A 15,197-nucleotide genomic window follows, 5' to 3' on the forward strand; every position below is an offset into this window, starting at 1 on the left:
TTTTGCCCTTTGTCCTACCTATTTTTCAGACCTGAAAGTAGAATTTCTGGGGATAATCCGCGACGATAAAACCAATTCTTTTCCGCGGTTTTTATCGGCTGCGCCGTCCAAAATTTCGAACAACATTTTTGCCGCAGCTTCGCCTAATGCAGTTGCAGGTTGCGTGATGGTTGTAAGCGAAGGATTAAGTAATGGTGCAATCTCCAAACTGGAAAAACTAATGACTTTCAAATCGTCCGGAATAGAAATATTCAGTTCGTAGCACGCGTAATAGGTAGCGAAGGCCAAACGTTCTACAGAAGTAAATACACCATCTGGTTTCAATTCCGTTAACGCCTGTTTAATAATCATGCTGTTTTCTTCATAACTATTGCTACAGTCTACAATCAGGTTCTCCTGAAAAGCAATTCCATGTGCAGCGAGGGCATCAATATAACCTTGCATGCGGGTTTTACCAATAGAAAGGCTCTTGTTCACCACAAGATATGCGATTTCACGGCAACCTTGTTCTATCAAATGTGCGGTTGCGGCATAACTACTATCGTAGTCATTTGTAATTACGCGTGGTGTTTCAATATCCTCATAAACCCTATCAAAGAAAACTAAGGGAAGTCTTTTCGTCCCAAATTTATTCAGGTAATTGTGGTCGTTGGCTTCACCAGATACAGACATAATAATTCCATCGGCTCTGCCATTATGCAGTAAACGAATAAAATTTACTTCTTTTTTATAATCGTCGTCTGTTACGTAAATCAGAATGTGATAACCATGCTCACGGGCTACACGCTCAATTCCATGAATGGCCTGTGAAAAATAGTTGTTGGCCAACTCAGGTACAATGATGGCGATGGTTTTACTTTTCTGCTCGCGCAGGTTACTGGCGTAGTGGTTGGGTTGGTAATTAAGTTCTTTGGCTTTAGCTAAAATCCTTTCTTTGGTTGATGGATTAATGTCACTATTGTCCCTGAACGCACGCGAAATGGTTGATGTAGATAAGCGTAACGCTTCCGCTAATTTCTTAATATTGATGCTATCCATTACCGTACAACCAGAGGCTTTAATTGGCCGCTAATATAAGCGATATAACTTTGATATAGGAAAAACAAATTTTCTAAATACATAAAAGATTAAAAACCAATTAGAAGTCTGCTTTGTTGTACAAAGCAAAAATTGCTTTTACGCTCGGAAAAGAATTATTTTTTTTGAAACAAAAAGGGCGAATTGCGTATTTATACTGATATACAAATGACCATCTTTGCTTCAAACAATTAGAACAGCTTATGGCTTAGACTTTACTTTTACGATGAATAAAAAAATACTCATTGCCGATGATGACGAAGGGATTGTTGATGCAGTTACAATGATTTTAGAAGTTATGGGCTACCATGTCGATTTTACGTACGATGGCGGAACTGTACTCGAAGCCGTTAAAAATAAACCCGATTTAATTCTTTTGGATATTTGGATGAGCGGGCACGATGGGCGCGATATTTGCCGCCTTTTGAAAAATGACCCTACATATCGCGAAATTCCGGTGCTGATGATTTCTGCAAGTAAAGACATCAGACAATCTGCAATGGACGCTGGAGCGAATGATTTTATGGAAAAACCTTTTGAAATGGAATCTCTCTTAAATAAAGTAGACCACTTGCTCAACTAATTTTGGTTTAAGGTTTTTTAAAATAGATTTTCTCTGGTATAGATTTAAATACAAACGCTGTAACGTGGCACAACCACAATTTGTGTTTTTTAATTTCGCCCTGGTAATATTCTAGCAGATAGTCGCCGCCACCGCCGAGATTTTCTTCACGGACGTAAACCAATTCCAAAACATCTGCATCTTCCAAATGTTCATCGGCCATTATAAGTTCGCATTTTTCGCCATTTTTCGATACCCAATCCAGCAATATATCTGCGCCTTCTACCATTTGCAAATCAGCCTCATCGCCGCCCCATTCCGGAATATCGGCATACCATTCTCCTTTTGTATTTTTATAAAAGCGGATAGATCTCGTCATACTGTAAAGAAAAAAATTCTTCTTCAATAATGAGGATAAAAATGACGAAATTTATTTTTCTAACATGCCTGACATCCCAAAAAACATTCACAGAAAAATTATCCACGTAGATATGGATGCATTTTATGCATCTGTAGAACAGCGAGATTTCCCTGAATACCGCGGAAAACCGCTGGTGGTTGGCGGGAAACCGGATAGTCGTGGCGTTGTGGCAACAGCAAGTTATGAAGCTCGGCAGTTTGGAATCCGCTCCGCCATGTCTAGCAATAAGGCGTATCAGCTTTGTCCGTCTGCGATATTTGTATATCCGCGGTTTGATGCATATTCTACCGCGTCAAAAGCCATTAGAGAAATTTTTAGCAGATATACAGATTTGATTGAGCCCTTATCTCTTGATGAAGCTTTTCTGGATGTTACCGAAGATAAACTGGGCATTGGCTCTGCAATAGAAATTGCGCAATCTATTAAAGATACCATCAAAAACGAACTGAATCTAACTGCATCGGCTGGGGTTTCGATCAATAAATTTGTAGCAAAAGTAGCATCTGATATGAATAAACCGGATGGTTTAACCTTTATTGGCCCGTCAAAAATTAAATCTTTCATGGAGAAACTTCCGGTTGAAAAATTTTTCGGTGTAGGTAAAGTTACTGCGGCAAAAATGAAGGCGATGCAGATTTTTACAGGTGCCGATCTCAAAAAACTGACAGAAGACCAACTTATTGCACAATTCGGCAAATCGGGTACATTTTATTATCGAATTGTACGTGGAATTGATGAAAGACCAGTTCGAGCCAATCGAGAAGCAAAATCTGTGGGCGCAGAAGATACCATGTCTGAAGATACAAATGATCTGGGCACAATGCATCAGTTGCTGATGCAAATTAGCAATACCGTGGCACAGCGATTAAAAAAACACCAATTGGCCGGAAAAACCATCACGCTCAAAATCAAATTTGCTGATTTTAAAATTATCACCAGAAGCAAATCTTTTCCTCAGCCCATGGATGACCAGGAAAGCATTTTTAAAGAAGCGGTACAATTGCTGGAAGATTCAAACCTTGGCCATGCGGAAGTGCGCTTACTCGGCATTACTTTATCGCGTTTCTACGACGACCTAAAAACGGACATTGCAAGCAGCCAGCAACTCGAATTTGATTTCTAGGCAAACGCATTAATTTTCTTTTGCCACAAGATACATCGGATCTTCCTCTATATTAACTTCGATAATGCTTTCGGCATCTTTCAGTAAACGTTTGCAGTCGTTACTCAGATGCTTCAACACAAGTTTTTTACCCGATTGGCTGTATTTTTCTGTGAGCCTGTTTAGTGCGTCAATACCAGACATATCAAAAACCCGACTGTCTTTAAAATCAATCACAACCTCCGCGGGATCGTTCTGAATATCAAAAAGATCATTAAAATTTTTCACCGATCCAAAAAATAATGGCCCCGATAAAGCATAAATTTTTAAACCATCTGGCAAGATGTTTTGGTTTACCCGAATATGTTTAGCGCTTTCCCAAGCGAAAATTAAGGCTGAAATAATAATTCCAATTAAAACAGCAAGTGCCAAATTGTGCAACCAAACCGTAATAACCGCAACCAAAATGCCCGTTATGATATCTTTTAAAGGCATTTTATTGATGACTTTAAAACTCATCCACTCAAAAGTACCAATGGCAACCATCATCATTACACCAACTAAAGCCGCCATGGGCACACGTTCTATTACGGGTGCACCTATTAAAATAATGGCTAATATGGTTATTGCAGCCACAATGCCCGATAATCTTGCTCTTGCTCCGGCAGATAAGTTGACTAATGTTTGTGCAATCATCGGGCATCCGCCCATACCGCCAAAAAACCCATTTAAGGTGTTTGCAATACCTTGTGCTATACTTTCCCGGTTTCCATTTCCTTTGGTCTGGGTAATTTCATCAACCAGATTTAAAGTAAGTAAACCTTCGGTAAGGCCAACGCCGGCCATAATCAATCCGTACGGAAGTACAATTATAAATGCATCAGTTGTGAAGGGAATTTGTGGCAAGTGAAATGACGGAAAGCCGCCGCTTACCGCAGCAATATCGCGCACGAGTTTGGTGTGGATACCAAATACAAAAACAACTAAAAAAACAACTATAATGGCAACCAGCGATGCAGGAATGGCTTTTGTAAACTTTGGTAAAACCACTACAATGGCAATAGTTAAAGCCACCAACGCAAGCATAATATACAACGTACTTCCGCTAATCCATTCTACTTGACCGTTAACAATGGTTTTAAACTGTTCAAGCTGCGACATGAATATAATGACCGCCAAACCATTTACAAAACCAAACATTACCGGTTGCGGCACCAGCCGAATGAAGCGTGCCAGTTTAAAAATGCCTACTAAAACCTGAATGGCACCTGCAACGGCAACCGCCGCAAATACATATTCAATGCCGTGACTTTTCATTAGCGCAATCAGCACAACAACAGTTGCACCGGCTCCGCCAGAAACCAAGCCTGGCCGCCCACCCAAAACTGCAGTTACCAAACCCATAATAAAGGCTGCGTACAAACCTACCAATGGAGGTAAACCTGCCAGAATAGCAAAAGACAATGATTCTGGAATCATCGTCATGGCTACGGTTAAGCCTGCCAGAATCTCAACTTTATAATTGATCTTTTTCGAGAAATCGAAAAGGTTTAGTAAGGGAGTCATAATGTTGTTTAAAGGTGCAAATATCCGATTTTATCCCGCAAAACTAGGATTCCCCGTTTTTAAATTTGATTAAACGAAAAACGCTTCACCTTTTTAGGGTGAAGCGCCTTAAAGCTGCGAAACAAAATCTATTCCTGATATACATTTAGTACCAGAGAATCTACAGACATGGCCGTAAAAATGCCCAAACCATTGGTTACGTTGGTTGCCGGATTGGTTAAATTGAGCGAGCTTGTACTGCTACTGTTTACAATATTGTTGTATTCTGCATTTACGCGATACAAATACGTGGTGTAAAAGCCAGAAAAAGTAAATGTCATGGCAGAAGTTGAATAAGAAGTTACCTGACCGAGATAAAATTCCAAATCGCGGTAACTGTCTCTTCGCCCAAAGCCACTGCCGATCCGGTTTGGTGTATTGTCTTGATTGGCAAATACTAAAAGATAGTTGTCATTGCTGGCCATTGTCCAACTGAAAACTACCGGAGTAAAAGTAGTGGTTGTGGTAGACGTTGGATCTGGATCTGGTACCGCCTGATTGTAAGAAGACGAAAGAAAATTAATCGGTTTCGGCGGTACAATTGTTTGCGCAGAAATGGTTTTGCCATTGTATTCAAAAGTCATGGTCATGGTTGCATTTTCGGTGATGAAATTGCGATCGCTGTAATAATAGTAACCTGTACTGCTTTCTGATAATGTAACCGTTTGTGTACCGTTTGAAACACGAATGGTGAGTCCCTTAATAGTTGCACCGTAAGTTGTGGTATCCAATAAGCCTTTTTGTTGATAAACACTCATGGTTAATGGTCTGCCCAGCACCAGGTAGGAAACAACCACCGGTCGATCTGCCATAGAATCATCTCCACCATCTTTAGCACAAGATAGAAGTACCGTACTCAGTATAGCAAAGGCCAGAATTATTTTTATGTATCGTTTTATTTCCATTTTAAACTGAGTGTAATGTTTGGTGTAAGACCTAAATAGTTGATGTTTGAAGTAATTACCTGGTTGTTGTAAACCGTATATTCCTTATACCAGATGTTGGTACGGTCATACACATTAAACAGTGAAAAGCTGATGCTTCCGGTTTTACGGCTATCTACTTTTATCAAATCGAGCGTTGCGGCTAAATCTAATCTGTGGTATGCAGGCATACGTTCGGTATTTTTTCCGCTTATAGTCAAATACGTATTTGTAGTGCCGCTGGCATTGTCATAACTGTAACTTGCAATGGGTGCTGAATATGGTTTTCCGGTTGCAAAAATCCATGTTGCAGAAAATGTCCAGTTTCCAACCTTTAGCATATTAACAGATTTAAACTCATTCCGCGCATCTTGATTTGCAGAGAAATAACTCGTTCCGTACGCATCAAATTGGTTTCTTGCTATTCCCATTGTGTAACTTACCCAACCGGTAAACTTTCCGGCTTTTTTCTGTGCCAGAAATTCTACTCCAGAGGTATATCCTTTTCCATTATAAAAATGTTCCTCAAGTGTAGAAGCACCTCGATTCCCGGTTAAGCGTTGCGAATATTCTGTAAGTCCGGTTAAGTTTTTATAATAACCTTCTACATCAAAAAGGTATTTATCAGTTTCATAACTGAAACCCATTATATAATGATCGGCACGGCCTACCGGAATGCTGTTGCCATCAGAAAGTACCCAAAAATCGCGGCTTCCAGCAAGAATATCTTCACGGGTAATCCGGTTCATAAATTGATAAAAACGGCCGGTTGCAGCTTTAAGCGTAAAACGATCTGTTAAAAGATACGATCCTGAAAAACGTGGCTCAAAGTAATACTTCCCGGTTTGATCGTAATATGTACCTCGCCCTCCAATTTTAACCTGTAATTTTTCTACCGGAGAATATTCTGCTTCGCCATAGGCTGATGCAATTAAAGCATTTCTACCCTGATCAATTAAAGTACTGGTATCGTTCTGGCTATATGTATACGTTACATCCTGCGCAGATGCATAACCACCAAATAACCATTTTAATTTATTGCTGGATTGATATTCCCAGTCTGATTTCAGACTCCAATCCTGCAATTTATTGCGTTCTATTGTTCCCGTACTCAATTGAGATTCTGTACCATCATCATTTGTTGTGGTAACGGTGTTGATCCGATCGCGATCACTGTGATAAGTAGAATAACTAAGCAAAGTATTGGAATACAACTTGCTGTCCCATCGTCTGGACCATTTCATACTCGATCCCAAATTGCCATAACTGGTCTGATCTGTAATGCTGGGACCGGTAGAAGTTGTGCTGATAAATGACGGTACACTAATATCCCGGCTATTGTCCAAATTGTCATTCCCCTGGTAAACGCTCCAGGCAATTAAATCTTTTTTGCCCAAACTCACGGTGTATTTTGCGTTCAAATCATAAAAATACGATGCGGGTGTACTTGCTGTCGCGAAACCGCCCATTCCACCGCCAAAACCACCGCCGCCTGTTGCTGTGGTGGTGGTTGTGGTATTAAACTGATTAAAAATTTTATTGTACAAAGGGCCTTGGTAAGATTTTCTGGCCGCAATAAGAAAAGTGCCGTTTGTACCAACCGGGCTTTCGAGATATACATTTGCACTTAAAAAGCTGATATCGCCTGCAAGGTTCCATTCCTTTTTATTTCCTTCTTTTCCGGTAATCTCCGTTACGCTGGATAATCTTCCTCCATATTTGGCAGAAAAACCACCTTTAAACAATTGCACATCTTTTACAGCATTGCTGTTAAATGCACTGAAAAATCCGTATAAGTGATCTACCTGATAAACGGTAAAACCATCAAACAAAACCAGATTCTGATCGGGCGTTCCGCCGCGTACATATGCGCCTGATGAAGATTCATTGCTTGCGCTGATTCCGGGCATTAACTGAAAAGAGCGCAAAATATCTTTCTCACCCAAACTCGGCAATTCTGCAAGTTTAGCCGGCGAAATCTGGAGCACGCTTACTTTCCTTTTATCGGTACTCATAATGCCATCATTTTTCTTACCTTTTATCTGAACTTCTTCTAAGGTATTGCGGGCAATGGATAATGCAACAATGAAGGTTTTGCTTAAATCTATATGTGTCAGATTTAACCGATCTGATAAATAACCAACATATGAGGTTAGCAATACCGCACTATCTGTTGGAATATGCGATAAAGTAAAATATCCATCTGCATTAGTTGTTGCACGGATATTTTGATTTTCGATGCTTACTACCGCACCGGGCAAAGATTCTCCATTAATCTGATCTACAACCCTTCCACTCAGCTGAAAATCTTTAAGTGGTTCTTTTTCTCTTTTAATATCATCCAGTTCATGCGTTTCAATCGTGATGGTTCTCACTTCTGGTACAACTGCTGCCGCGGCGGCTTTACGTTGCAATGCGCGCATTTCATCTGGCGTGCGCACAATATAAATTGTGCCGTCAGGTTCTACCCAGTATTTTAAATCTGCGGGTCTGCAAATGGTTTTCAGCGCAAGATCAAGTGGTTCATTATTAAAATGCTCGGAAATGAGAAATTTCTTCACATAATCCCGGTCAAATATTATTTTCAATTGGTTTGAGGACGCAATGCTATCCAATACAACATCCATAGATGTGGTGAAAAACCCATTTACCTTTACTTTACTCAGCAATTTTTGCTGTGCAAGTACAGGAGAAAACAGGGCGCATAATAAGCACAAGACAAGTATTCTTTTTATCATATAGCGGATAAATTTAGCTGATAAAAGAAGTGCCGTTTAAAATATCGACATACCCAGCCAATTGTGCGATAATCATTCAGTTTTTAGCTACAAAAACCAAAGCCTGCTAAATGAATCCAGACTTGTAGCACAATCACAGACATTCGTAGCCACATTTGGGGTGTTAATCTAAATCTTCGATTTCGGGTTGTACGATTTATTATCTTGCCCGAAAAGAAGATCTCTATAGTGAAACGCATTAACTTATCCATCAGAAAAATACTAATCCAGCCTTGGTTTCATCAAATTATTCCGCTGCTGTTGTGGACTGCATTTTCACTTCTTCCTTTTCTATTTTCGCAAAATGCCATGCCCATTTCTGGCATACACAAAAACTTTGCGCAAGATATGTTTCTACGCAACCTGCTTATCGTTGTGGTATTTTACATTCATTTTTATTTGTTATTTCCTTTAATTAAAAAGCGAAACGGCAAATCCTGGTACAGTTTATTTTTGCTGATTTGTTTTTGCCTGTTCTTTGTTATTTCAGAATATTTGAGACCTAAAGCAGGTTTTATCCCAATGGGAGAAATCAATATGCACGGGCAAAGGCCAGAAAATTCCGTTCAAAAAGCACCGCCATTTCGTTTCTTTTTTATCCTCCCTCCTTTCATTGCCGCCATTTTAAGCAGTTATTGTTATATGCTTCTGCTCAATTTTAATAAGCGGGAAAAAGCGTTGAACGTACGCGAAAATGCACAACTCAAAACCGAACTTAATTTTTTGCGTTCGCAAATCAGTCCACACTTTATGTTTAACGTACTTAACAGTATGGTTTCGCTGGCGCGAAAAAAATCGCCTTTGCTAGAACCATCACTCATCAATATGTCTAGTCTGATGCGCTATATGCTATATGAACGTAATGGCAGCCACATTTTTTTGAATACGGAAGTAGAATATCTGAAAAACTACATCGATTTGCAGTTGCTGCGTTATGGCGATACCGTAAAATTGAATATGTACATCACCGGAAAATTTGAATCGTACAGTATAGAGCCAATGTTGCTCATTCCTTTTGTAGAAAATGCATTTAAACACGGTCTTTCTATGGTAGAAAATCCTTTGATTGATATTTTCCTAACACTGAACAATTCTGCAAACACGCTTCAGTTTGTAGTACTGAATAATATTAGTCCGGTAGAAGATATGAAAGAGACCGCAGCAGAAAGCGAAACCGGAATTGGTTTGCAAAATATACAACGCCGTTTAGAATTGCTCTATCCGAACAAAGCAAAACTGAACATTACACAGAAAGACGATGTGTATAAAGCCGAATTACTAATTAAACTGATATAAATGGATTGCTTGATTGTTGATGATGAAATTTTAGCGGTAGAGCTGGTTGAAGACAACCTGAAGAAAATCCCCTTTTTAAACCATGTGGCATCTTCCAGAAATGCTGCAGATGCATTAAAAATCATTCGGGAGAAACATATCGATCTTATTTTCCTGGATATTAAAATGCCCGGAATCAATGGCTTAGAACTCATTGAAGGTTTGGAAAAACCGCCAATGATTATTCTGATTACGGCATTTGAAAATTATGCTTTAGATGCTTTTAAACTTAACGTTATAGATTATCTGGTAAAACCGGTAACCTTTAGTCGTTTTTTTAGTGCTGTGAATAAAGCTCATGATTTGTTTACGCTTAGGAAACGACCTGTTATTCCCGATACCGGAACTGAAAATCACTTTTTTGTAAACGCCGGTTATTCGCTGATTAAAATCAGGATGTCTGATATTGTCTTTATTGAAGGCCTTAAAGATTATGTAAAAATCCATCTTCTGCAAGATCCTAAGCCAGTAATTACGCGGATTAATCTGAAAGATTTAACTGAAAAACTGCCGCAAAATGAATTTATGCGCATACACAGATCGTTCATTGTATCATTGGATAAAATAGAAGCCGTACAGAAATACCAGATTTTGGTAAACAAAATTGAAATCCCTATCGGAGAATCCTATCGGGATGCTTTGTTAAACTACATTACCGAAAGAAATTTTTAAGTGCCATTGTTCATTGAATCTTCATTTGTGCTATTTATTTTAATAGCATGAATATCTCAAAATCCTTATTTATTTTAGCAGGCATCTTTTTACCTGCATTCGCTTTCGCACAACAAACGGTAAACCCAAGTGGCTTTTCTGTAGCACCGGCATTTGAATTGCTCAGATCTACACATGGAAATGCATTTTATGCGCCCTCAATCAAATTCAATCATCTTTTTAAAAACGGACTTGAACCCGGAATTGGTGTAGAATACGCGACAACGTCCGAACATCATGACAATGGTTTTGTGCTTTACAAATTGCGTTTTGTACCTGTATATGGAAATTTGAAATACAACCTTAAAACCAGTAAAAAGATAAAACCTTATGCAGAAACATCTTTGGGTATTTCGTTTAATAATTATAAAATTGCAGATGAAACCACACCTTTGGCTACATCTGCAGTGCACGAAAAAGGTTTTTATGTATATACAGGTTTTGGCACCAAATACGCGCTTTCATCAAACATAAATACTTACCTCGGTGTTGGCTTCAAAGGATATAAAATGAGCACGAATGATCTCGATATTAATCCGCATGGACTTTCATTTATGCTGGGATTAAACTTTAAATAACATGAATAAACAGTTTACCTTTTTGCTTCTATCTACGCTGCTGTTTAGCAGTTGCGCATTGTTTAAACGCAACCGTATGGTAGATCATAAAGGTATTGAACGCAAAGAATTTAACTTGCCAATTTTCATTTATCCCTCTCGCCAACCCTTAACTAAAAAACTGATTGTATTGCTTTCTGGCGATGGCGGCTGGATTAAATTTGAAGATGAACTGGCTTTAAAACTTGCAGAAAACGGTTTTCAAACCATCGGAATCAATTCCAGAAGTTATTTCTGGGAGCATAAAACCCCTGCAGAAGCTGGAGCGGATTTTACAAAACTCATTCGCAAGTATGCATTGCTATATAAAACAGAAGAAATTTACCTCTGTGGTTATTCTTTCGGTGCAGATGTTTTGCCGTTTATTTACAATCAACTGCCCAACCGGGCCAAAAGGCACATTGTAAGTTTAAGTTTGCTATCGCCATTTGCTACAACAGATTTTATGGTTCATTTTTCAGATCTTACCAATACGGGATCAGACAATTATCCTTACCAGGTAGCAGATGAAGTAAAAAAATTACGCCTTCCGGTATTTTGTTTTTACGGAATTGATGAACAGGAAAAACCCTTAAAAGAAATCTCTAAACCAAATTTTAATTTGAGCTTATTAAAAGGAAACCACCACTACGATCAAACAGAATACGATAAAATTGTATCTGTATTCCTTAACAAATAACCCCTTTATGTTTAAATCATTTCTAACTGCAATTCTGATGACTTTGCCTTTTCTGGGCTTTTCTCAGGATATAAGCAAATTGCCGCTTACTGCCGCAGCAAAACCCAGCGCAAAAAAAATTATTTTTTATTTAAGTGGAGACGGTGGCATGAATAGCTTTTCACAAAAACTGACCGCAGGTATACAGAACAAAAATTTCGCTGTAATCAGTTTAGACAGCCGAAAATATTTTTGGGATCAGAAAACACCAGAAAAAATGGTTCAGGATCTTTCTGCTGCAATTTCCCATTATTTAACCGCATGGAACATAGAGGAATTTTCTATAGTTGGTTACTCATTTGGTGCCGATGCAACATTAATGCTGGCACCTAGATTACCAAAAGATCTTCAGTCTAAGCTTAAATCAATCGTACTGCTTTCTCCTTCTAACGCTACCGATCTGGTCATTAAACTGACCGATATGATGGGTTTTGGCAACAAAGAAGGCAAATACAAGGTACTAGCAGAAAGCAACAAAATTACCCAACCTATTCGCTTTGTTTTTGGGAAAGATGAAGATGCTGCCATTTACAAATCTATTCCAGAACGTAAAAACATCAGCAAAATACAGATTCCGGGTTCGCATAAATTTGATAATGATATAAACAGCGTACTTTCTGCAGTTTCTGAAGGCTTTTAATTAACTGCCTTCAGAAATTCTTTTCAATGCATTGGGTACCTGAAGCAAATGATAATGGTGATGGTATATCAAATATTTCTTTTTCCAACTTGGATAAAACTTTTCTTTATACTTTCTTAATCCTTTAAACTGTGCAAAAGCACGAAGATTTTCATACGCATATTTGATCGTTTTCTGTGTAATATCTACTCCATCTATACCAGATAAAGGCGCTAAACCCATATTTACACTTTGAAAGCCCTGTTCTTTTAAATACAAAAATGTTTTGGCTAAAAGCATATCCAGCACGCCATTTGGTGCGTCTGTTTCTTTACGGATCAAATCATAAGTTGCTTCACCAGGCGCATAATCCGGAATGATATTCAAAAAAGCATATATTTTTTCTTCCTGATCTTCTATTGTCAGTATGGTTTGATTTTTAAGAATACTTTTATCAAAAACACCTTGAGTAAACGCCACTTCTTTCTGGTCAAGCTCGCGCAACCAATTGTCTGATACGGTTTGAAGTTTCTGCAGCAAACCTTCTTTTTGCGGCCCTTCATACACCTTAAAAATAAAACCTTCGCCGCTTAGTCTATTTACTGCGCTACGTGTGGTTTTCATTTTGCCGCCATCTAAAGTAAATGCTGTTAAATTTAAAACGGCTTCTTCTCCTATCGGAATAAATTTTTTCCCTAAGGATTTATACATTTCAAGGGATTCTTCTGGCACACGGTAATAAGCGGCAATGAAACCATTTGCTTCACAACGTTCTTCAAACTTTTGGATCATTATGCGTTTTTCTTCCAGGTTATCTGCTACCGGATCTTCCAGTACAAGCGCAAAATGTCGTGTAATTTTAAAACTGATAAAAGACTTCCTGTCATCGCTAAAATAGATGAACTTATCCGGATAGGTTTTAAAATAATCTAAAGCAGACGAACCTTTTTCATTTAACAATGCATCTGCTTCGGTAAAATCTTCTTCCGAATTATATGGCTTTGAAAAATACGGACGAAGTAAGCTGTATATAATAAACAGAATCACCAATCCACTTGCAATATAGATAGACTGTTCAAAATGTGTCCCAAATTTTGTTCGAGGCTGAAGCGCCTGGTCATCTATAAAGAAAATGACTTTCAGCACCGCCATTACCGACTCGGTAAACTTAAATTCAACCCCGAAATGGCGTTTATCCATAAAATAAAAACCAATTACGCCGTAGGCAAAAACCGCAACAATGGCATATATAAATACCGTGTAACCAATTTTCACAAATTTTGGATGAGGTCTGAGCTTATAATTCCCTCTGGTATAAAATAAGCATGAGCCGGCAATTAATGCAAGAATAGCTTCTTCATAATCTGCCGCTTTTAGTAAGTGCCCAATGATTGAAAATAACGTTAAAGAAAGTGCAACATACCATGCTCTTCGCGAACCCTGAAGCAGAAAAATGCTGACCATAACCAACACCAACCCAAAAACCAGTACAAGCGCATTACTGGTTACGATAAGATCTTCCGGCAGGATATCTTTCACCAACCTTAAACGCGTTGGGATAGACGGCGTGATTGACGAAATAATGTTGACCACGCCTAAAATCAAAATGATAAAAGCAGGCAAAATGCGCAGAATAATACTATCTTTCTTTAGAATAAAGCTGATTACTCCACCGATTAAAGGCAACCAAAACTCGAAAAACCTAAACATTAAGGTAATGGTTGCCGCTGCTACAATAGGAAAACCAAATTGGCCAAGTATAAATGTGAGCGAAACTTCTATCGTTCCCAATCCTCTTAAAAAGGGAGAAGCGATAAGCAGAATCACCATAACAATATATCCAATAATTGCGGCGGGCAAACTGGCTTCGAAACCCAAAGCCAGCATGCAGATATATAAATGAATAATACCGATGAATTCTATCCCAATAGAAACCAGCAAAGTTAACCAGAATTGTTTCCTGTTGATGTGCTCTTCAATCATATCGTCAAATACTGCCGATAATGACGGACGGATTTTAGACAAGTAGGTATAAGCCCAGCCTTTTTTAGAAATGGAATAAACGGCTATGAACAATAATGCGGTAAGCACCAAAAGAAAAAAGAAACTAAGAATTTCCGTAGTGCCAAATTTAGTAAACAACAACGCAACACCAAGTACAGGAATGGCTACGACTACTACGGAAAGTATACCGCAGAAGGCAAAAAGCGTAGACGAAAGATGAATTTTCGATTTCGAAATACCTTCTTCTTCAATTTCTTTCGTAAAAAAAATTAAGGAAGAAAATCCGCCGGCAGGCAAAAAAATGCTGATCAGGTTTCGTTTTAAAAACAGCTTAATGGCGTTCCATAAACTTAAATGAACATTAAGTGCTTTAAAACTGTGCACGTACATTTGTCCTTGCGCTACAATGTATAACGCCGTTAAAAGTATGCCCAAGGCTACATATTCTGTTACGGCAGAATTTAGCTGTGCTTTAATCTGTAAAACTTCAACATGTTGCGCCCGAATAAAAAAGATGGCCATAGCCAGCATAAAAACGGCAAGAAAGAACTGCCAGAAAAATTTATTATAAACCAGGCTCGATATAAAGGTTTTCGCTTTGTGCATATATGATTAATTCCTTCGCAGTCTACCAGACAATTATGAAGTATAAATGAAGATGATTAGTTGGTACTTGTGATTTCACGAATTTATAAAGAACTTCAATAAATCTATCCGAAGAACAGA

General features: G+C 38.5%; 13 protein-coding genes. 7 read left to right on the plus strand and 6 right to left on the minus strand.

Annotation, left to right across the window (positions count from 1 at the left end; genetic code table 11):
• Positions 1–18 precede the first annotated feature (18 nt).
• Positions 19–1,038 carry a LacI family DNA-binding transcriptional regulator gene (locus ACJVDH_RS17465; protein WP_443944684.1) on the minus strand — a complete coding sequence of 340 codons (1,020 nt, stop codon included), beginning with the start codon at positions 1,036–1,038 and terminating at the stop codon, positions 19–21.
• Positions 1,039–1,303: 265 nt separating this feature from the next.
• On the opposite strand from ACJVDH_RS17465, the gene ACJVDH_RS17470 reads away from it, so the two are divergent.
• Positions 1,304–1,660, plus strand: a complete 357-nt coding sequence (locus ACJVDH_RS17470; RefSeq protein ID WP_443944685.1) for a response regulator — start codon at positions 1,304–1,306, stop codon at positions 1,658–1,660.
• Between the two features lie 7 nt (positions 1,661–1,667).
• On the opposite strand, the gene ACJVDH_RS17475 is transcribed toward ACJVDH_RS17470, so the two are convergent.
• Positions 1,668–2,018: a DUF6717 family protein gene (locus ACJVDH_RS17475; RefSeq protein WP_443944686.1), complete on the minus strand. Its 351-nt coding sequence runs from the start codon at positions 2,016–2,018 to the stop codon at positions 1,668–1,670.
• Positions 2,019–2,082: 64 nt separating this feature from the next.
• On the opposite strand from ACJVDH_RS17475, the gene dinB reads away from it, so the two are divergent.
• Entirely contained in the window at positions 2,083–3,183 is a 1,101-nt protein-coding gene (gene dinB / locus ACJVDH_RS17480; protein ID WP_443944687.1) for a DNA polymerase IV, read from the plus strand.
• A 9-nt stretch (positions 3,184–3,192) separates the two neighbouring features.
• Here dinB and ACJVDH_RS17485 read toward each other — a convergent pair whose 3' ends face one another.
• The 3 genes from ACJVDH_RS17485 to ACJVDH_RS17495 all read right to left on the minus strand — a co-directional run bounded on the left by ACJVDH_RS17485 (position 3,193) and on the right by ACJVDH_RS17495 (position 8,428).
• Complete coding sequence (locus ACJVDH_RS17485) at positions 3,193–4,728, minus strand: SulP family inorganic anion transporter (RefSeq protein ID WP_443944688.1); 1,536 nt, start codon at positions 4,726–4,728, stop codon at positions 3,193–3,195.
• Positions 4,729–4,856: 128 nt separating this feature from the next.
• Positions 4,857–5,672: a hypothetical protein gene (locus ACJVDH_RS17490; RefSeq protein WP_443944689.1), complete on the minus strand. Its 816-nt coding sequence runs from the start codon at positions 5,670–5,672 to the stop codon at positions 4,857–4,859.
• Positions 5,663–8,428 (minus strand): TonB-dependent receptor, encoded by a 2,766-nt coding sequence (locus tag ACJVDH_RS17495; protein WP_443944690.1) that lies wholly within the window; start codon positions 8,426–8,428, stop codon positions 5,663–5,665. Before ACJVDH_RS17495 ends, ACJVDH_RS17490 begins: the two co-directional genes overlap by 10 nt.
• Before the next feature lie 228 nt (positions 8,429–8,656).
• On the opposite strand from ACJVDH_RS17495, the gene ACJVDH_RS17500 reads away from it, so the two are divergent.
• From ACJVDH_RS17500 to ACJVDH_RS17520, 5 genes are read left to right on the plus strand one after another with little or no spacing between them, the layout of a single operon-like run.
• Positions 8,657–9,763: a sensor histidine kinase gene (locus tag ACJVDH_RS17500; RefSeq protein ID WP_443944691.1), complete on the plus strand. Its 1,107-nt coding sequence runs from the start codon at positions 8,657–8,659 to the stop codon at positions 9,761–9,763.
• Positions 9,764–10,474, plus strand: coding sequence for a LytR/AlgR family response regulator transcription factor (locus ACJVDH_RS17505; protein ID WP_443944692.1), 711 nt, complete (start codon positions 9,764–9,766; stop codon positions 10,472–10,474). It begins immediately after the preceding gene.
• A gap of 47 nt (positions 10,475–10,521) precedes the next feature.
• Positions 10,522–11,091 carry an outer membrane beta-barrel protein gene (locus tag ACJVDH_RS17510; protein WP_443944693.1) on the plus strand — a complete coding sequence of 190 codons (570 nt, stop codon included), beginning with the start codon at positions 10,522–10,524 and terminating at the stop codon, positions 11,089–11,091.
• A 1-nt stretch (position 11,092) separates the two neighbouring features.
• Positions 11,093–11,809 (plus strand): AcvB/VirJ family lysyl-phosphatidylglycerol hydrolase, encoded by a 717-nt coding sequence (locus ACJVDH_RS17515; protein ID WP_443944694.1) that lies wholly within the window; start codon positions 11,093–11,095, stop codon positions 11,807–11,809.
• A gap of 7 nt (positions 11,810–11,816) precedes the next feature.
• On the plus strand, positions 11,817–12,488 hold the full coding sequence (locus ACJVDH_RS17520; protein ID WP_443944695.1) for an AcvB/VirJ family lysyl-phosphatidylglycerol hydrolase: 672 nt from the start codon (positions 11,817–11,819) through the stop codon (positions 12,486–12,488).
• On the opposite strand, the gene ACJVDH_RS17525 is transcribed toward ACJVDH_RS17520, so the two are convergent.
• Positions 12,489–15,077: a phosphatidylglycerol lysyltransferase domain-containing protein gene (locus tag ACJVDH_RS17525; RefSeq protein ID WP_443944696.1), complete on the minus strand. Its 2,589-nt coding sequence runs from the start codon at positions 15,075–15,077 to the stop codon at positions 12,489–12,491.
• Positions 15,078–15,197: the final 120 nt, after the last annotated feature.

It is taken from the genome of Pedobacter terrestris, from assembly GCF_052343045.1.
GTDB lineage: Bacteria > Bacteroidota > Bacteroidia > Sphingobacteriales > Sphingobacteriaceae > Pedobacter.